Raw genomic sequence first — 19252 nt, 5'->3', positions numbered from 1 at the left:
GATCGGCAGGAATAGAAAGGTGGAGTTAACCTATGATCGAACTGGCTAATGTCAGTCATCAATTTATAATTGGCAAGAAAGGCAAAGAACGCATCGTACCTGTCTTGCAAGACATTAATCTGAAGGTGGCGAAAGGGGAAATTGTCGCGATTGTAGGACGGAGCGGATCGGGCAAGTCGACGCTTCTGAACTTGATGTCCGGCTATATCCGGCCTTCGTCGGGGGAGATTAAGGTAAGCGGCAAGGACGTTACAAAGCTGAATGAAGGCGAATGGGCGGACTTCCGTTTAGCGAATTACGGGTTTATTTTTCAGAGCTTTCAATTGATCGGGAGCATGACCGCTTATGAGAATGTTGAACTGCCGCTTGTACTGAAAGGAGTTGCAGCCGCGGATAGAAAACGCCGAGTAATGAATTTGCTGGAGCAAGTCGATATTGCTGATTTCGCGAACCATTATCCGAGCGAGCTCTCGGGCGGTCAGCAGCAGCGGGTCTCGGTAGCCAGATCGCTCATTCTGGAGCCGCCGATCGTGCTTGCGGACGAGCCGTCGGGAAGCCTCGACAGCGAGAATGAGAAGACGCTGCTTACGATGATTCAGCAGCTTAATCATGAGATGGGTATTACGTTCGTGATTATTACTCATGACGAGCAGGTTGCTTCTATCGCACATCGAGCCATCCGTCTGCAAGACGGGAAGCTCGTTAGTAATGGGACGCATCAGCGGACAGCGGCAGATGTGGAGCCGATTAGACTGGGAGGTGAGCATGAATGAAGCTAGGTGATCAGTTCCGGTTCGTCCGGCAAAATATGAAGAAAAACAAAACCAGGCTGTTCATGACCGTGCTCGCTACAGCGATGGGCTGCGCGTTCTTGATTGTGCTTGCATCGGTCGGTTTTGGCTTGCAGAAAAGTATCGTGGATAATATCGTGGGCGACCGTCTGGTGACGGGGATCGATATTTACTCCAAGGATCCAAGCAAATTTAAAGATGACGTGCAACTATACGATGCGGACATTAAGGAATTGGGGGAGATCCCCAATGTAAAAGCTGTAACGTACCGCAATTTCATCGGACAGTGGATGGATCCTGCAATTGATGGGGAGACGGTATCTGGCGACCGTACGTATCAGGTTGATTTCCAAGCGGAGAAGCGTGCGGGCTTCGGATTAAGCGCGGGCAGAATGCCGCAGAAGGAAAACGAAATTTTACTCGGCTACAATATTCGCCAGCAAATAAATGATCAAGGCGTGCCAAGCGAATATCTGGATGCCGCGGAATGGCTTAATAAGACGATTATGCTGAATGTCGGTTATTACGAAGACGGAGAGCTGAAGAAGAAGCCGATTGAAGCTGTAGTGGTAGGCATATCGGAGAAGCCGACCAAGGAATGGAGACTGGACCAGTCGTTATACGTCGGTGTCGATCTGTTGAAGCAGATTGAGAGCATCACGGGCACGCAAGGAGGCGAATTGCCTTATGTGGAAGAGGGTTCTACACCTGAGCAAATCGAGGAATTGCTGAAGAGCTTGCCGGCGCCAAGCGAGAACAGAAGCTATAATCAGATTCAAGTTATCGCCGGCCATGCGAATGATGTGAAGGGAATTTCCGAAGTGCTGCGTGAGAAAGGGTACTACAACCATTCGATTGCAGATGAGCTGAAGCAAGTCAATCTGATGTTCCTCATTATGAAGATCGGTTTGGTCTTTGTCGGTACGATTGCTGTTATTATCGCCTCGATCGGTATCTTCAATACGATGACGATGGCGGTGACGGAGCGGGCGCAGGATATCGGAATTATGAAAGCGATCGGAGCGCATCCCTCGGTTATACGCAAAATCTTTTTACTGGAGAGTGCGCTTATCGGCATCATGGGTGCGGTCATCGGGACGATTGTATCGTACGGCATATCGGCGGCGGTCAACGCGGGATTGCCTGTATTGATCCAAACGTTCATGGAGGAAAAGGTGCCGGAAGGCTTCCTGTTCTCCGTCATTCCGCCCTATCTCACTGCGCTGGCTTGCGCTATCGCGTTAGGCGTCGCCATGTTGTCCGGCTATCGCCCGGCGCTAAGAGCGACACGCATTGACGTACTGAGAGCGCTGCGCAGAGATGTATAATTCGTAGTTGCTTGTATAGCAGCAAATATAAATCGGAAGAGCTATCCGCCAGGTCGCATGCTGACTGGTCGGATAGCTCTCTTTTGTTGAACGCTGCGCGGCTGGTGCATGCTGACTCGAGTTGTTGCTCTAAGCCGCGAAACTCGGCTTGTAAGCCTGCATCGCGCCCGCGCGGGAGCTCTAAGCCGCGAGACTCGGCTTGCAAGCCCGCATCGCGCCCGCGCGGGAGCTTTAAGCCGCGAGACTCGGCTTGCATGCCCGCATCGCGCCGCGCGGGAGCTCTAAGCCGCGAAACTCGGCTTGCAAGCCTGCATCGCGCCCGCGCGGGAGCTCTAAGCCGCGAAACTCGGCTTGCATGCCCGCATCGCGCCGCGCGGGAGCTCTAAGCCGCGAAACTCGGCTTGTAAGCCTGCATCGCGCCCGCGCGGGAGCTCTAAGCCGCGAAACTCGGCTTGTAAGCCTGCATCGCGCTCGCGCGGAAGCTCTAAGCCGAGAAACTCGGCTTGCATGCCCGCATCGCGCCGCGCGGGAGCTCTAAGCCGCGAAACTCGGCTTGTAAGCCTGCATCGCGCTCGAGCGGGAGCTTTAAGCCGCGAAATTCGGCTTGCAAGCTTGCACTGGCTTGCGTCAAGGACCTACAGCTCCAGCATCTCGCCGTCTGCCGGGATGAAGACGCGCTCGGCGAAGCCTTCCAGCGCCAAATCACGCTGCAACGACTCGCGCGTCAGGCCGCAATGGTTCCAGGCTTCCATGTGGGCGATGACGACTTTCGTCCGGGGCGCTCGGCGAAGCACCTGGATGATGTCATTCAGTCCCATCGTGATCGCTCCGCTCCCGACAAACCTGGCTTCCCCTGCGAACAGCACGGTCACGTCCGGCTTATATTGATCCAGCACTCCGCCCACTTCCTCACACCACACGGTATCTCCTGCGATGTAGAGCTTCTGCATCCCGTCATCCAGTACGAAACCCGAGACCGTGCCCATCGCATGACCGATAGCCCCGTAGCCGTGATGACCGCCCGTCCGGCTCACGCGCAAGTCATGCAACTCACCGGATTCGCCGGCAGCGAGCCCATGCACTTGTGCGAATCCCTCCTGCACAAAGGCTTCCACATCCTCCGATTGGCAAAGAATAGGGAGTTTGCGGGATAATAAAGCGGAAGCCGCTTCATCCCAGTGGTCGGGATGGCGGTGCGTAACCAGAACAGCATCGACCGCTGCCGCTTGCTCCTGCGGAACAGGCAGCTCCACAAGCGGGTTACGCAAGGTCGGCGTCGTATTTACCGTAGCATCAAATGTGCCTGCAGGACTGAGCATCGGATCGAGCAAATAACATTTCCCGTTCCATTCCATACGCATGGTGGCATGTCGAAGCAATTGTATATTCATAGTGAAATCACCCTTCTCAAGTTGGTATGCAACGATTATAATGCGGGTGAGCGAGAAGGCCCATAATCTGAATCAAGGATATCGGCCCATCTGCTTGATTCGTGAAAGGAATGGTACCGATATGCTGGATAAAACCGACTATGCCATATTGGCATGCCTGCAAAGCAACGCCAGGATGCAAATGAAGGAAATCGGCGAGCGCGTCCATATGACCGGACAGGCTGTGGCGAACCGGATTGCCCGCCTTGAGGAGTTGGGTGTTCTGCTTGGCTATACGGTCAAGCTGGACGAGAGCAAGCTGGAGAAACCATTCGAAGCTATGGTCACCGTATTTTTGACCTCGACCTCTAATAGTCATGCAGCCTTCCGTAAATGGGCGCTGAACGAGCCCGCCATTACGGAGCTGCACCGTGTGACTGGCGATGGATGTTATTGGCTGAAGGTACGGTACAGCGATCCTGCGGGTTTGTCTGTTTTTTTGGAGGATATGCTTCGCTTCGGAAATTATCGCGTTAACAATTCTCTAGAGAAGTTAAAATAAAATCGTAATTGACCACAGTGGTCAATGAACGATATAATGGCATTGACCGGGGTGGTCAATGCTGTTGTTTGCTGTCCTCTCTGCTTGCCGGCAGCGTAAGAGGACGGTGTTCTATTCGCGAATAGGAGGCATACCATTGTTTACTAAGTTTTTGAGCATAGAGGAAGAGAAGCGCGAGCGCGTGATCAACGCAGCGCTGAAGGAATTTGCAGTGAAAGGCTATGCGGCCGCTTCGACCAATGAGATTGCGAAGGAAGCTGGCATCTCAAAGGGACTTGTCTTTCATTATTTTAAAAGCAAGAAGGATCTATACTTTTTTCTGTACGACCATACGCTTGAGGTGGTGAACGGGGAGCTTCGGGAGACGGTGGATTTGCTGGAGACGGATTTGTTCGTTCGGATGCAGCAGGTGATCAGGCTGGAGATGTCGGTATTCGGCAAGTACCCAAGTATGATGGATTATATGAAAAGCGTGTACTTGGAGCAAGCTGAAGAGGTTAGAGAGGATATTCTGGAGCGGATTCAGAGCCTGTCGGCCAGTGAATACGGAAAGATATTCTCCGGCATCGACGCGACGAAGTTCAAAGACGGGGTTAGCACGGAGCGGGCGATCAACGTCATATTATGGACGGTCGAAGGATTAGGCGAGCAGTACAAAGAGCGCAGCAAGCTTACGGGCGGTGCGCTGGATCTGGATGGCATTATAGATGAATTCGACGAGTACATGGAGATGTTCAAAACGACCTTTTACAAATGACGTACGGGTACACACAGGATGAAAACGGGAGGAATCGGGAATGCCGATCATCGAGTTGAATCGCCTGACGAAGACATATGGAGGAGCGCGTGGAATTCACGATCTGACGTTTCAAGTGGAAGAAGGAGAAATTTTCGGGTTTATCGGACCCAATGGAGCGGGCAAATCGACGACGATTCGCACCATGCTGGGCCTTATCTATCCCACGAGCGGCAGCGCGAAGATATTCGGCAAGGATTGTGTGCATTACGGGCCTGACATTAAGCGCCATATCGGATATTTGCCCTCGGAGGTTTTTTATTACGACAATATGCGGGTGAGGGACCTGCTTCACTATTCAGCGAGCTTTTACAAGAAGGATTGCCGCAAACGGATGACGGAGCTGGCAGAGCTGCTGGAGCTGGATATGAGCAAGCGGATCGACGATCTATCGCTGGGCAACAAGAAGAAGGTCGGTATCGTGCAGGGGCTGCTGCATGAGCCGAAGCTGATTATTTTGGACGAACCGACAAGCGGACTGGATCCGCTCATGCAGCAGCGATTTTTCGGCTTGCTGGAGGAAGAGAACCGGAAAGGGGCTACCATTCTGTTCTCGTCCCATATTTTGAGCGAGGTGCAGCGTCTGTGCGACCGTGTCGCCATCATCAAGGAAGGGCGGCTCATCGCACTGGAGAAGATGAGTGAGCTGAAGGACCGCACCTACAAGAAGTTTAAGCTGCAAGTGAAGGATGAACTGCGGGAGGGCGCGTTTGCGATAGAGGGCGTGACGGAATGGCACTTCAAGAATGGAGAAGCCAGCTTTCTGTTCCAGGGCGATATTAATATCGTCATGCGCAGGATAGCGGAGCTCGATCTGTTGAACCTTTGGGTGGAGGAGCCGGATCTGGAGGAAATCTTCATGCATTACTACGCGAAGGAGGCGTGAGAGAATGAACATGTATCTCTATGAGCTCAAAGCGTACCGCAATGCGACATTGATCTGGACGGCTTCGATGACCGGGCTTGTTTTGCTTATGATGGCGATGTACCCTTCCTTCGCAGGCGATGCGGAGACCTTCATGGAAGTGCTGGCATCCATGCCGGAGTCCGTGGTTCAAGCAATTGGCATTCAGATCGATTCTATCGCATCCTTGCTAGGGTATTATTCTTATATATTTCTGTATGTGTCGTTATGCGGCGCGATTCAGGCCATGCATTTGGGCAGTTCGATTCTATCCAAAGAAACCCGGGAGAAGACAGCCGACTTCCTGCTGGCTAAGCCAGTTACACGGGGGGCGATCATTACGTCGAAGACGCTGGCTGCGCTGACGCTGCTCCTTGCGACGAACGCGGTTTATTTTGCGGCTGCCAGCCTTATCGCGTCCTCAGTTGCGCTGGAGCCTTATGATTACGGGGCGTTTGCACTAATCTCGCTCAGTCTGCTCCTGATGCAGCTCATCTTTCTGGCGATGGGAATCGCAGCGGCGATGCTGCTGCCCCGGATGAAAACGGTATTGCCGGTCTCGCTGGGTACGGTGTTTGCTTTCTTCGTGCTGACATTTATCGGCTCTTCTTCAGGGGACGGGAAGCTTCGTTATGTGACGCCGTTTCATTATTTTGACCGGGCTTATATTATTCAGCATGGGAGCTATGAGACGGGATTTGTGGCGGCTTCGCTCATCATTATCGCCGCTTGCTCGCTCTTTGGATATATTCGGTACCGGAAAAGAGATGTCCATGCGGTATAAAGGGAGGCGTGAGCAATGAATCTGTATAAGAGAGAGATGAGAGCGCATCTGAAGTCGCTGCTGATCTGGATCGCGGGCATCATCGCCATGCTGGCCGCAGGTATGGGCAAGTTCACGGGCATGGAGGAATCCGGCGATGCGATGAACGCCTTGATGGCCGATATGCCTAAGGCGCTGCAGGCGGTCATGGGCGTAGGCGAGCTTGATATCGGAACGCCGATCGGCTATTACGGTGTATTGTTTTTGTATTTGCTGCTTATGGCGGCCATCCATGCTTCTATGCTGGGAGCTGCAATCATTTCCAAAGAAGAACGGGATAAGACGGCGGAATTTCTGCTTGCGAAGCCGCTGTCGCGTAGGCGCTTGCTCCTCCACAAGCTGCTGGCAGCGCTGACACAAGTTCTGGTGTTTAATCTAGTTATGCTGATTGGCTCGATTCTGGTGATCGGGTCATATGGAGAAGAGGAGTCCAGGACCGGGGCGGTCCTATCGCTGATGGCAGGCATGCTGCTCGTGCAGCTGATCTTTCTGACCGTTGGAATGGCCATCGCCGGGGCGGGGCGGCAGCCCAAGCGGGCGGTTGCTTATTCTGCCGCCGTCATGCTGCTCACCTTCCTGCTGTCCATGGCGATTGAGATCAGCGGCCATATCGATTACTTGCGTGTTTTGTCGCCGTTTCAATATGCTGATGCGGCTACCTTGATTGATCAAGGGGTAGACATCGGCTATACGCTGCTGTCGCTGGGGATCACGGCTATCGCGCTTGTCCTCTTGTTTGTGGGCTATAACCGGAGAGATATGCGATAACCGCTGTTTAAGTATGATGTAGGGTATAGACGTAAAAGGAGACTTTCCGAATAAGGAAGGTCTCCTTTCTCCATTTATGTCGATTAAGCCGCTGCTCGGCCCATCTTGTCCATCTCCGCAGGCGCAATTGCCGATGACGGGCTGCGTAAGGAGAGGCCGGTCGGCAAGCTATCCTTACTGGACGAGCCGCCCGGTATGCGTCCGGGCGCATATCTTTACCACCCAAAGGCCCCTCCGTCGCTTCGGGGATCGACGCCGCCTTGCAGGTAGCCGTTCGCATCCCGGCGAATCGCACAAGCGTGCCCCATGATGCCGTCGAACGGGGCGGCTTTGCGGACCATATGTCCGGCCTTCGTCAGCTTGCCCAAGACATCATCGCCGACGCGGGCTTCCACCTTTAACTCCTGAGTAAGCTCGCCCCATGTCCGTCCCCACACCCATCGCGGCTCGGCAATCGCCTGCTGCGGGTCCATGCCGTAATCGACCATACGTGTGAAGATGGCCGTCTGCGTCTGCGGCTGGCCTTCACCGCCTTGCGTCCCGTATAGAATGGACGGCTTGCCGTCCACGCAAGCCATAGCCGGCATGAGGGTATGGAAGGTCCGCTTGCCCGGCTGGAGCCTATTCACATGGTCGGGATCAAGGGAGAAGAAAGATCCCCGATTTTGCAATAAAATGCCCGTTTCGCCCGCCACTACGCCCGAGCCGAACTCAAAATAAAGGCTTTGAATGAAGGATACCGCATTGCCCTCCCGATCGATGACGGCCGCATATGCCGTATCGCTGCCGGTTGGCTGAGTTGCCATGGATGACACCCGGTCCAATTGAATGGACGCGGACAAGGCAGCGGCGTAGCTCTTGCTGAGCAGCCGTTCCAGCGGTACCTGGGCGAATGCCGGATCGGTCAAATAAGCGTCCCTGTCCCGAAAGCTGAGCTTAACGGCTTCGACGCAAAGCTGGTAGTATTCATAAGATCCGTGCTCAATGGCTGAGAAGTCAAAGTTTTCCAGTATTTGCAGCGCCATAATGCCGGTGAAGCCTTGCGAGTTGGGCGGCATCTGATAGAGCGTATGCCCCCGGTAGGAACCTTGGATCGGCTCGACCCAATCCCCCTGATGTTCGGCCAGATCATCGGCTGTCAATAGACCGCCGTGCCTTGCCAGGAACGAGGCGATCTCCGCGGCAGTCTCTCCATTGTAGAATTCGTCCCGTCCGTATTCTACGATGCGCTTAAGCGTTCGGGCCATAGCAGGTTGGCGGAAGCGCTCCTTGGGCTGCATCGGCGAGCCTCCGGGCAGGTAGATGGCCGCTGTCTCCGGCGTTGCCGCGAGAACATGCGCATATTGCGCTGTATTGGCAAATTGATCCTGCGTCATGGGAAAGCCGTGCTCGGCATAGTGAAGCGCGGGAGCGAGCACCTCTCCCCAGGCCAGCTTGCCATACCGGCTGTGAACGGCATGCCAGCCGTCTACCATGCCGGGGACCGTCACGATGCTCCCGACGCCTCGTCTTGGAATAGCTGCCATGCCTGCATACCGGTCGAGCGTAGCCTCATATCCGGCACGGCCGCTGGCATTGTAGCCGCGAACAGTTCCCTCATCCTGATGGTAGGTGAGCCAAAACGCGTCGCCGCCGATACTGGTCATATGGGGATACACAACTGCCAGACAGGCGCTTACCGCGACGGCCGCATCGAAAGCATTGCCGCCTTGCTCCAGAATGCGGGCTCCTGCCGCGCTTGCCAAATAATGCGGACTGACAACCATCGTCTCGCTGCCGAAAACCGGCTGCTTCATGCAGATCACTCCTCAACCGTTCCCATGATGATTTTAAGAAAGCTTATGATAGATTTCCTCACGCCTTAGCTAGATCTAAAAATACCATCATCTGTGCAGGTGCGCAATAACTAAGTAAGAAAAATGCATGAATTGGGTTGATAATGAATGCGATCATCATTATAGTAATACATATCGTAAGTCAAATGTGTAAAATGATAACGTTATGTTTAATTTGTGGGTTGAACCATAAGGTTGAATAGATGGGAGTGACAGAGCTTGACCGAAAAATGGGAACAGGGCACGGAAGCCGTAGAGATCGATGAAATAGACCGTAAAATCATAAAAGAGCTGAATCGCAATGGACGAATTTCTTACACGGATCTTGCCAAGGAGATCGGATTGTCTCGGGTTGCTGTGCAGGCGAGAGTCAGCGCCTTGATGGATGCCGGCGTAATCGAGCGATTCACCGCCGTCATTAATCCGGAGAAAATCGGCATCGGCGTATCAGCGTTCTTCAATGTTGAAGTGGAGCCGAAGCATCTGCATGACGTGGCCGATCAGCTAGCGGAGGAGCCGTACGTCACCAGCTTGTATCATATGACGGGACCAAGCAAGCTTCATATGCATGGCTTGTTCCGCAATAATGCGGAGATGGAATATTTCATGCGGGAGAAGCTGTATGTGCTGCCGGGCATTACGGGCGTGGACTGTCAGCTGCTCATTAACCGCTATAAGAGCCGCATGGGAATGAGGTTGTAGCTGCTATGGGAGAGAAGAGGGCCGAAGGCAATCCATATGTGCAATTAAGTTGGGCGATGATAAAGACGGGTGTGCTGGGATACGGCGGCGGCCCGTCAGTTATTCCGCTGATCCGCTATGAAGCGGTTAACCAATATAAGTGGATTGACGACGAGGAGTTTGGCGAAATATTGGCGCTGGCGAATGCGCTGCCGGGCCCGATCGCGACGAAGATGGCCGCTTATCTGGGCTATCGGCTGAAAGGAACGGCAGGTGCGATTGTCTCCGTGCTGGCGCATATTATCCCTTCCACGATTGCGATGCTAGCCCTGCTGTCGGCGGTGCAATGGCTAAGTGGTTCAGCCTTTATTCAAGGCATGATCGGCGCGGTCATTCCCGTAATTGCCGTCATGCTGGCCATGATGGCTTACGAATTCGGCGAGCGGGCAGTGAAGGGGCTGGGCAAATGGGCAGGCGGGGCTTTTTTTGTGCTGTCCTTTGTTTTGCTGCAATGGGTCCAGCTGCATCCCGCAATCGTCATTATGGTTTTTCTGGTATATGGCGCTTTCCATATGAGAATGGCCGATACCTGGAAGCGGAGGCAAGAGGCACGGCGAGAGAAGAGAGAACAGGAAGCCCGCATGAAGGAGAAAGGAGGCGCTACGCATGGAATGGATTGAATGGTGGCGGCTGCTACTCGGCTTCTTCGTCGCTAATGTGCTGGGATATGGCGGAGGGCCCGCATCGATTCCGCTTATGTACCAGGAGGTCGTGACGAATTATGCGTGGACGACGCCGTCTGAGTTCTCCAATATACTAGCGCTGGGGAATGCGCTGCCGGGGCCCATCGCGACGAAGATGGCTGCCTTTGTCGGCTATGATGCCAGCGGATGGATCGGATTGATTGTCGCTTTGGCGGCAACGATCGTACCATCAGCTGTGGCGCTTATCATCTTGCTCAACGTGCTGCGCAAGCATCGCCAGTCGCCCGTTGTAAAAGGGATGACGCTGCTGATCCAGCCGGTCATTGCCATTCTGATGCTGGTGCTGACCTGGCAGATGGGGGAAAGCGCGGTCGCTTCCATCGGATGGATTCAGTCGCTTATTATTGCCGCAGTAGCATTTTGGGCGATGCAAATTCGCAAGATTCATCCCGCGCTGGTTATTGTTGCGGCCTTTGCTTACGGCGGATTTGTTATTCCCCATTTGAATATCTGACAGGAATTGAAAGCTTGTACCGATTCTATCCATCGAGTTACGCCGCAAGCGGAATAGCGAGAGCGGTGATCATTTTCTAGTCATCGTCTTTTTTTGTCACTTTTTCATGATGGATTCGATCATTCGTTTTGATGTAAAATACATATATATGAATGATTCAATCACTCTTAGGAGGAACGTTAGATGAAATTGCAGTTTCAAGGCAATACGGCAGAGCTACGGTCTGGCATCGAGCTGCTGCTGAAGGATCTGGGCGTAACGGAAGCGGAGGGCGGTATCGTCGTATCCGTCGAGCCTTCTGAGAAGGAGCTTCAAGTTGGTTTGCAGGGCAATCAGGCGTATATTCGCTATGCGGCAAAGCATCAATTTTTCCGGGGACTCGGATTGCTGGTGCAGAAAGGCGGCGCAGGGGAGACGTTCGAGCTGAGCGAGACTCAACAGTTCGATACCATCGGACCAATGTTCGACTTGTCCCGTAACGGTGTCTTGACGGTAGGTGCCTTCAAGTTCATGCTTCGCAAGATGGCGCTTATGGGTCTGAATACGGTCATGCTGTATATGGAAGATACGTATGAGATCGAAGGAGAGCCGTACTTTGGCTACATGCGCGGTCGTTATTCCGCTGCGGAACTGAAGGAAATCGACGATTATGCAGATCAATTCGGTATTGAAGCGTTCCCGAGCATCCAGACCCTTGCGCATCTGGAAGAGTTCCTGAAGTGGGAGCCGGTGAAGGAATACAAGGATACGAAGGGCGCGCTTCTGGTTGGATCGGAGAAAACGGATCTTCTGGTAGAAAATATGATTAAGAGTGTCATGGCTCCATTCCGCAGCAAAAAAATCCATATCGGCATGGACGAGGCGGAAGAGCTTGGACGCGGCAAATTCCTGGATCACAACGGCCACATTAGCCGTTTCGATATTATGACGAATCATCTGGATAAGGTGCTTGCGGTGACGCGGCGCCTCGGCCTGAAGTCGCTCATGTGGAGCGACATGTTCCTGAAGCTGGCTTCGTCGAACGGCGAGGACTATTATGGCCATGAGACGCAAATTCCGGAAGAAATGGCTGCCCGCATTCCGAAAGATGTCGATCTTGTGTATTGGGATTACAACCATGTCGACAGCCAAGATTACGAGACACTGATTGCCAAGCATCGTCCGCTCGGCAACAATCTGGTATTTGCAGGCGCAGTATGGGTGTTCAATACGTTCGGCGTCAACTACGGCCTGTCCCTGCCGGCTACGGACACAGCATTGACCGTATGCAAGAAAGAAGGCATTAACGAAGTGTACGCTACGATGTGGGGCGACGACGGCATGGAGAGCAACCCGTACATCGCATTCCTCGGCTTGCAGCTATACGCGGAGCATGCTTACACGGCAGGTTCGCCGGATATGGACGTTGTGGCGGAGCGCGTCAAGTTCTGCACAGGCATCGATGGAGACACGTATCTGCAGCTGAAGTACCTGGATGAGACGCCGGGCGCGGAGCCGAACAACCAGAAGCAAAGCAACCCGTCGAAGTTCCTTCTGTACCAGGACGTGCTGCTTGGCCTGTTCGACAAGCAAATCGAAGGCCTCGCCATGAACGAGCATTATGCTGGCGTAGAGCAAAATATCGCATCGCGCCGTAATCCGGAAGCGGAGCTGGACTATCTGTTCGAGGTGCCGCAGAAGCTTGCGGCCGTGCTCAAGGTAAAGAGCGAGATCGGCATCGAGCTGAAGCGTGCGTATGATGCAGGCGACAAAGAGACGCTGAAGCGTATTGCGACCGAGACGCTGCCGCTCATCTCGAAGGCGGTATCGGAGCTGCGCGCTGCTCATCGGGCGCAATGGCTGAGCATGTTCAAAGTATTCGGCTGGGAAGTCATCGATATCCGTTATGGCGGCGTTATCAACCGTCTGGATACAGCTAGCATGCGTCTTATCGATTATGTGGAAGGCCGTATCGACCGGGTCGAGGAGCTGGAGCAGGAACGGCTTCTTTACAGCACGACCAACCGGTTCAACAATAAGGGTGCCGGCTGGTGCAGCTATTACTACCGTATGGCCTCGCCGAATGTGTTTTTCCATGTATTGAATCCGTTCTAAAGATTTGCTGCTATTTGGCAGAATGTGAAGAAGATCGCCGTCCTCCCAGCAGGGAGTACGGCGATTTTTTTTGTGCACATGAAGAATCGTTAAGCGGGCTGACTGTTTTAGGATGCTAGAGATTGAATAGGATGCGGGCCGATTCGATTGCTGTCGAATCGGTTTTTTTGTGATGACCCGAAGCGTCCTTAGTCGCTGTGAATCGGATTGGCGGGAACGATTCGGCAGGGGGAAGTCGCTATGTGGCGGTTCATTGTCGATTCTATTATTTTTTTGTAAAGAACAATGAAAACGAGAGTGGCTTTATTAAGATAATATTTTATTTCGTCATATTCCATTGAAATCGAAATAAAATTACAAATATAATCACTGAGAACGCGATAAAAAAACGTAGTTTGGAGGAATGAAGCAATGAAAACACGACAGCGTGTCGCCAGTCTGATTCTGGCCGTCATGATGCTTCTTTCGGTGCTGTCGCCGGCTGTTTCAGCCGGTATGATGGATCCGCCGAGCACTGGATTCGGCAAAGTCATCGACGTGCGCCGAACGGAGCTGGCGCCGGGAGCAGCTTACACCTGGTATGACATGCAGACAGCAAGAGGAACACAGAAAGCTCATTTCGTAGAATTCGATCCCGCCAATGCCAATTTGGGCCTGATCGCCGGGACGAAGTCCGGCAAGGTGCGTGGCATGGAAGGAGTTACGGCGATGGCCGCATATGCGGACCAGCCGGGCAATCGCGTTATAGCCGGCATTAACGGCGATTTTTATGAGATTAGCGGCAATGCAACAGGGGTGCCGAACGGCCTGTTTATGGGTGAGGGCCGCATACTGAATAGTGCGGTCAACAGCTATGCCTTTGGCTTGAAGGCGGACGGCTCTTCCCTATACGGAACACCTCAGCTGACCAAGACGGTTACGATTAACGGCGAAGCTTCGCCGCTGACGCATATTAACCGGTTCCGCAGTGATAATCAGCTTGTCCTTTATACGACAGATTATTATACGTCGACCATGACGGGTAACGACGGCGATGAAGTTGTGCTTGAAATCGTCGAAGGAGAAGTCAAACATGGCTCCACACTGCTTCTTCGGGTGCTGGATATCCGTCAGAACCAAGGAAATACGCCTCTCGAAGAGGGGCAAGCGGTATTGTCTGCATCAGGCAGTGCTCGCACTTTGCTTGCCGGCTTGAACGCAGGTGACGAGATTTCGGCGGAATTCGCGCTGAGCGACGAGTGGAGCGACGTTCAGGTAGCGATAGGCGGCATGGGGCCGATGATCAAGGACGGCGTCGTACAGAACGGCGTCGGACCGGCGGGCGTACATCCGCGGACAGCAATCGGGACCAAGGCAGATGGATCGATTGTCCTGTTTGAGATTGACGGCAGACAGCCGGGCTTCAGCGAAGGCGTAGAGACAGAGGAGCTTGCAGCCATCTTAGCCGATCTGGGTGTCGTGCAGGCAATGAATCTGGATGGCGGAGGCTCTTCCACACTGGTAGCGAAGCTTCCAGGCGAGTCGGCGGCGAGAGTCATGAATACGCCGTCCGACGGCGGTGAGCGCAAGACAGGCAACAGCTTGCTGCTGGTCAACAAGGCGCCAGAGCTGGGCAGCGCGGCAAGCTTGGCGGTGCAGCCGAGCGCTGAACGGATTCTCGCCGGCTCTTCCTTCCCTTTCACGGCGAAAGGCATGGATGCGAACGGGCATCCCGTAACTGTCGACGAAGCCTTGGCTTGGGAAGCGGATACCGCTCTAGGCAGCATCTCGGCGGCAGGACAGTTCACGGCAGGGAAGCAGGCAGCCGAAGGCAGCATCAACGTTCAGGCTGGAGGCGTTCAAGGCTCGGCAGCCATTGAGATTGTCGACAAGCTGACGCTGCTCTCCTTCCCAGACGAGGCCAAGACCTATGAATCGGGAGCGGTAGAGACGCTAAAGGTTGTCGCAACCCGCGACGGCCAAGTCATTCAAGCAAGCAACAATAGCTTTGAATGGCGGGTAGAAGGAGATATCGGAGAAATAGACGCAGACGGTGTATTCACCGCCACCGACAGTAATGGCCAATCCGGCCGGATTATTGCGTCTTATGGCGATCTGGAGGCCGTCATGAATGTCAGCGTTGGCATCCCGCCTGTTATTTTGGAGGATTTTGAGAGCGGGCTGTCGGCTTACATTGCTGCTGGCGCGGCTTTTAACACGATCGATATTGCAGAGGAGAGCAATCCCGACTTTGTCCGTTTTGGCGATACAGCATTGAAATTATCGTACGATTTTACAGGCAAAACGGGTACTTCCGGCGCGTACTTGCAGGCCAAGTCGGTCGATGACCGGATTCAGGTGCCGGGCTATCCGCAGAAGATCGGCATGTGGGTATACGGCGACGGCAAGACTCATTGGCTTCGCATGCAAATGAGAGACGGCAACAACGCGGCGATTCCGCTCGACTTTACCGATCAGGTGGCAGGCGTCAACTGGACGGGATGGAAGTACGTCGAGGCCGCTGTGCCGACGGGCAAGACGGTGCCGTTCACAATCGATATGCCCGTCCGCTACATGGAGACGAGCAACGCAAAGAAGGATGCCGGCGTCATCTACGTTGATCAGATTCGCGCCATCTACGGCTCGACGGCGGGCGAGGATATTGAGCCGCCTGTGCTCAAGGATATTGCCCCGGCGTCCAATACGACTGTCAGAGAGGCTCATCCGACGATTAGCGTGATCGGCGAGGACGTCGGCTATGATCCGGCACAGCATCCGGCAACGACGCTGATTGATCCCGACAAGATCAGGGTGTACCTGGATGATCAGCCGGTGCAGCACGGCTTGTATCCGCCGAAGGGCTTGATAACCTATACGCCGATCGAACCGCTTGCCGAAGGCCGGCATAAAGCGAAGGTGGCCATTCGGGATTTGAGCGGCAACCAGACGATTAAAGAATGGTATTTCAATGTGAACCTGGGCTCTCCGCAATATTTGTACGAGACGCCGGAGGAAGTGTTTGCAGGGGGCACGTATGACATTCCGTTAACGATTGAGTCGGCTGCCAAGCTGAAGAGCGGCCATGCGGAATTGAAGTTCGACCCTGCAATCGTGCAGGAACTGGAAGTTGTACGAGGGCAGAGGCTAGGAGAAGCCCAGCTGAGCTCTACGGTGAATGCGGAACAGGGTACGGTCCGTCTTGATTTCGCCAATCTGCCGTCCGCTTCATTGAAGGACAGCGATGTGGCGGCAACGATCCGATATACGGTGAAGAGCGACGTGATCGGACCAATCGGCCTTGAGCAAGCGAAGGGCGGAGAAGTGACGCGCCAGCATAACATTCAATTTGTATCCGGTTCTATCGTAATGGTAGAGGGTGACGGTACGGCGAAGCCGTTCTACGGTCCGCCTCTGGAGACGACCGTCAAGAATAAGCTGAAGCTGCTGTGGAATCATGCCAATATCGCGCTTGGATACCCCGCAGACTTCACCATTACAGATGGCGGCAAGCCGGTGCGCGATGCGGTCCTGCTGCTGGATGGAGCTGAAGTGAAAGAAGCTGTATCCAATGCGGAAGGTCAGCTGGTGACGGCAGATGTTGCCTTGGCAGAGGGCACGTATAAGCTTCAGGCCAAGCAAGGCGACAGCTACAGCCCGATCATGACCTTTGTCGTGGCGCCGCCTGCGCATACGGCCGCACCGGTTAATATCAATGTCTCGGTAGGCGAGAATGCCTCTACTGCCAGACATGTCTCTTGGCAGACTCATCCGAATGTGCTCACGTCCGTTGTCGAGTGGGCGGAGAAGGAAGGCTTCGCCGGATTTGACGGAGACAATGTAAAGCAGACCGAAGGCGCAAGCAGCCTGTACAATACGAACAATGATGGCACTTACCGCGTACATCGCGCGCAGTTGACTGGACTTAAGCCGGATACGGATTATGTCTACCGTGTAGGTGATGGCGAGGGCAATATGAGCGCGCAAGGAGAATTCCATACGTCCCCGGTATCGGGAGATGGCGTGAAGTTCCTGTTCCTGGGTGATTCCCAGGCTTCCAATCAGGCGGGCTTTGATGATTGGGGCAAGTCCTTGACCAAAGCGGTGGAGCATATGCCGGATGCGGAGCTGCTTATTCATGCAGGCGATATGGTCGACCACGGCCATGAGCAGGAGCAGTGGAATATGTGGTTCGGCGCCGCGCAGGAGCTGTTCCTGAAGTATACGCTGCAGACAGTTGTCGGCAATCATGAGGTAACCGGCACGAACGGCAACGGCGATTACTTGGCCCACTTCTACAATCCGCAGAACGGGTCGGATGTAGCGAAGGGCAGCAGCTACTCCTTTGATATGAAAAACGTGCATTTTGTCATGCTGAATACGGAAATGTCGGAGGAAGCCTTCAAGGAGCAGACGAAGTGGCTGGAGAAGGATCTGTCCGCGACGAAGAAAAAGTGGAAGGTCATCGTATTCCATCAAGGCCCTTACGGCAGCATCTATGCCAATACGAATGTGCAAAAGTATTGGGTGCCGGTCTTCGATAAGTACGAGGTCGATCTTGTCATGAACGGGCATGATCACATCTATCTGCGCACGTTTCCGATGAAAGGCGGCGAAATCGTCAAGGAAGGCGAAGGCACCCGCTATGTAGTCGGCGGTTCTACGGGACCGAAGTTCTACGCGCTTACAGAGCGTCCATGGCAGGAGTTCGTTTATGACGAGGACAAAAACCTGTATACGGCGGTGGAGATTGCAGGCGATAAAATCGTTATTACTGCGACTACTGTAGATGGCGATCTGGTCGATACCTTCGAAATTGTGAAGAAAACAAAGCCGACACCGCCGCTAACACCAGGCCCTGAGCCATCGCCGGAGCCGGCGGATAAGCCGGGCCGGTTGGAAGTGAAGCCGGGACAGCTGCAAGGTACCTCCTCGGGTGAGATTGTGATTCGTACCGATGCGCCGCTGGAAGAGCTGATTCTTCCGGGCCATGCGGCACAGCTCGCCGGAGCTTCGGATGTCGTCGTCGAAGCGGGCAATATCCGCGTTACGCTGCCATCGGAATGGCTGAAGGAGCTCGCGGGCAAGCTGCCGGAGCAGCAGCTGGAACAAAGCAAGATTACGTTCACTATTCAGCGCTTGGATAAGGCGGCAGCTGAAGCGCTGCTGAACGCAGCGGAAGCAAGGGCTTCCGCAGAGATTCAACTGTCCGGCGAGGTTCTGGCACTAGGATTCACCGTCACGGAACCGGACGGAACCCAGACGACGGTTGGGCAGTTCCAGCATGCCGTATCCGTCTCGCTGAAGCCGGGCGCTCAAGCGGATGAACGGCTGCTCGGTATGTACCGTGTATCCGGTCAAGGCGAATTGACTTACTTGGGCAGCCAGCGCAGTGGGGAATGGCTGAGAGCCGATATGAGCTCGCCGGGACAATATGCCCTCTTGGAATACCGCAAGGCTTTCCTTGATGTGGCAAGCGGTCACTGGGCTGCAGCCGACATTATGGAATTGTCGGCGAAGCATATTATTGAAGGCGTATCGGCGGATCGTTATGCGCCGGAGAGAGATGTCACGCGAGCTGAATTTGCCGCATTGCTCGTTCGGGCACTCGGCATGAAAGGTGAATCGGCAGCTGCCTTTAGTGATGTCACCGCTGATGCCTGGTATGCGAATGCAGTCAATCTGGCCGTGCAAGCGGGAATTGTGAACGGCGTAGGCGACGGCTTGTTCAAGCCGAATGCTTCCGTCACCCGTCAAGAGATGGCGGCGATGATTGTACGCGCATATTCGTTCCGCAATGAAGAAGCTGCGGGCGATTTCGGCAAAGCGCCGTTCAGTGACACGGCGTCCGCGCCGCTCTGGGCGCAGCAAGCCATAGCCGCAGCACATGGACTGGAACTGATGCAAGGCTTTCCGTCCCAAGCCTTCAAGCCAGATGGCTTCGGTACGCGGGCGCAGAGCGCAAGTCTGCTGCTCAACCTGCTGCAACTGCTTGAAAAGAATTGAATGAAGACATAAGGGACTGCCCAGGCGAAGGACTGCCGGGGCAGTCTTCTTTTTGATTTGATAGAGATGACTGTCTCGGCATTTACCCAAACCGCCCCGC

The 19252-nt window shown here is 54.1% G+C and carries 16 protein-coding genes; 12 read left to right on the top strand and 4 right to left on the bottom strand.

Going from position 1 to position 19252, the window contains the following annotated elements; all coding sequences use genetic code 11:
* Positions 1-32 precede the first annotated feature (32 nt).
* Both D3P07_RS18775 and D3P07_RS18770 read left to right on the top strand, forming a co-directional pair.
* The gene (locus D3P07_RS18775) at positions 33-773 is read left to right on the top strand and encodes an ABC transporter ATP-binding protein (RefSeq protein WP_119801790.1); all 741 of its coding nucleotides are present in this window, start codon (positions 33-35) and stop codon (positions 771-773) included.
* Positions 770-2119 carry an ABC transporter permease gene (locus D3P07_RS18770; RefSeq protein ID WP_119801789.1) on the top strand — a complete coding sequence of 450 codons (1350 nt, stop codon included), beginning with the start codon at positions 770-772 and terminating at the stop codon, positions 2117-2119. The genes D3P07_RS18775 and D3P07_RS18770 overlap by 4 nt, the downstream gene beginning before the upstream one ends.
* A 332-nt stretch (positions 2120-2451) precedes the next feature.
* On the opposite strand, the gene D3P07_RS27145 is transcribed toward D3P07_RS18770, so the two are convergent.
* From D3P07_RS27145 to D3P07_RS18765, 3 genes are read right to left on the bottom strand one after another with little or no spacing between them, the layout of a single operon-like run.
* Entirely contained in the window at positions 2452-2628 is a 177-nt protein-coding gene (locus tag D3P07_RS27145) for a hypothetical protein (RefSeq protein WP_182914393.1), read from the bottom strand.
* Positions 2604-2750, bottom strand: coding sequence for a hypothetical protein (locus tag D3P07_RS27140; RefSeq protein WP_182914392.1), 147 nt, complete (start codon positions 2748-2750; stop codon positions 2604-2606). Before D3P07_RS27140 ends, D3P07_RS27145 begins: the two co-directional genes overlap by 25 nt.
* A gap of 4 nt (positions 2751-2754) precedes the next feature.
* A complete protein-coding gene (locus tag D3P07_RS18765; protein ID WP_119801788.1) occupies positions 2755-3510 on the bottom strand; it encodes an MBL fold metallo-hydrolase in 756 nt (251 codons plus the stop codon).
* Between the two features lie 121 nt (positions 3511-3631).
* On the opposite strand from D3P07_RS18765, the gene D3P07_RS18760 reads away from it, so the two are divergent.
* The 5 genes from D3P07_RS18760 (at position 3632) to D3P07_RS18740 (ending at position 7342) form a co-directional block, all read left to right on the top strand.
* The gene (locus tag D3P07_RS18760; RefSeq protein ID WP_119801787.1) at positions 3632-4051 is read left to right on the top strand and encodes an Lrp/AsnC family transcriptional regulator; all 420 of its coding nucleotides are present in this window, start codon (positions 3632-3634) and stop codon (positions 4049-4051) included.
* A 136-nt stretch (positions 4052-4187) separates the two neighbouring features.
* Positions 4188-4808 carry a TetR/AcrR family transcriptional regulator gene (locus D3P07_RS18755; protein WP_182914391.1) on the top strand — a complete coding sequence of 207 codons (621 nt, stop codon included), beginning with the start codon at positions 4188-4190 and terminating at the stop codon, positions 4806-4808.
* Positions 4809-4848: 40 nt separating this feature from the next.
* Positions 4849-5733: an ABC transporter ATP-binding protein gene (locus tag D3P07_RS18750; protein ID WP_119801785.1), complete on the top strand. Its 885-nt coding sequence runs from the start codon at positions 4849-4851 to the stop codon at positions 5731-5733.
* A 4-nt stretch (positions 5734-5737) separates the two neighbouring features.
* Positions 5738-6535, top strand: coding sequence for an ABC transporter permease subunit (locus tag D3P07_RS18745; RefSeq protein ID WP_119801784.1), 798 nt, complete (start codon positions 5738-5740; stop codon positions 6533-6535).
* Between the two features lie 15 nt (positions 6536-6550).
* Positions 6551-7342, top strand: coding sequence for an ABC transporter permease subunit (locus D3P07_RS18740; protein WP_119801783.1), 792 nt, complete (start codon positions 6551-6553; stop codon positions 7340-7342).
* Positions 7343-7557: 215 nt separating this feature from the next.
* On the opposite strand, the gene ggt is transcribed toward D3P07_RS18740, so the two are convergent.
* Complete coding sequence (ggt, locus tag D3P07_RS18735; protein WP_119801782.1) at positions 7558-9138, bottom strand: gamma-glutamyltransferase; 1581 nt, start codon at positions 9136-9138, stop codon at positions 7558-7560.
* A 258-nt stretch (positions 9139-9396) separates the two neighbouring features.
* Here ggt and chrS point away from each other — a divergent pair, with 258 nt between their 5' ends.
* The 5 genes from chrS to D3P07_RS18710 all read left to right on the top strand — a co-directional run bounded on the left by chrS (position 9397) and on the right by D3P07_RS18710 (position 19152).
* A complete protein-coding gene (gene chrS / locus D3P07_RS18730) occupies positions 9397-9879 on the top strand; it encodes a chromate efflux transcriptional regulator ChrS (protein WP_119801781.1) in 483 nt (160 codons plus the stop codon).
* Between the two features lie 5 nt (positions 9880-9884).
* On the top strand, positions 9885-10538 hold the full coding sequence (gene chrB / locus D3P07_RS18725) for a chromate efflux transporter ChrB (protein ID WP_259391586.1): 654 nt from the start codon (positions 9885-9887) through the stop codon (positions 10536-10538).
* The gene (gene chrA / locus D3P07_RS18720; RefSeq protein ID WP_119801780.1) at positions 10525-11076 is read left to right on the top strand and encodes a chromate efflux transporter ChrA; all 552 of its coding nucleotides are present in this window, start codon (positions 10525-10527) and stop codon (positions 11074-11076) included. Before chrB ends, chrA begins: the two co-directional genes overlap by 14 nt.
* Positions 11077-11259: 183 nt before the next feature.
* A complete protein-coding gene (locus D3P07_RS18715) occupies positions 11260-13170 on the top strand; it encodes a beta-N-acetylhexosaminidase (RefSeq protein ID WP_119801779.1) in 1911 nt (636 codons plus the stop codon).
* Positions 13171-13581: 411 nt separating this feature from the next.
* Positions 13582-19152, top strand: coding sequence for a phosphodiester glycosidase family protein (locus tag D3P07_RS18710; protein WP_119801778.1), 5571 nt, complete (start codon positions 13582-13584; stop codon positions 19150-19152).
* The last annotated feature ends 100 nt before the right edge of the window (positions 19153-19252 follow it).

Origin of the sequence: Paenibacillus sp. 1011MAR3C5 (assembly GCF_003591485.1) — a bacterium.
In the GTDB taxonomy this organism is placed as follows: domain Bacteria; phylum Bacillota; class Bacilli; order Paenibacillales; family Paenibacillaceae; genus Pristimantibacillus.
Note: the sequence above shows the minus strand (reverse complement) of the source record. Positions and strands in the feature narration are given on the sequence as shown.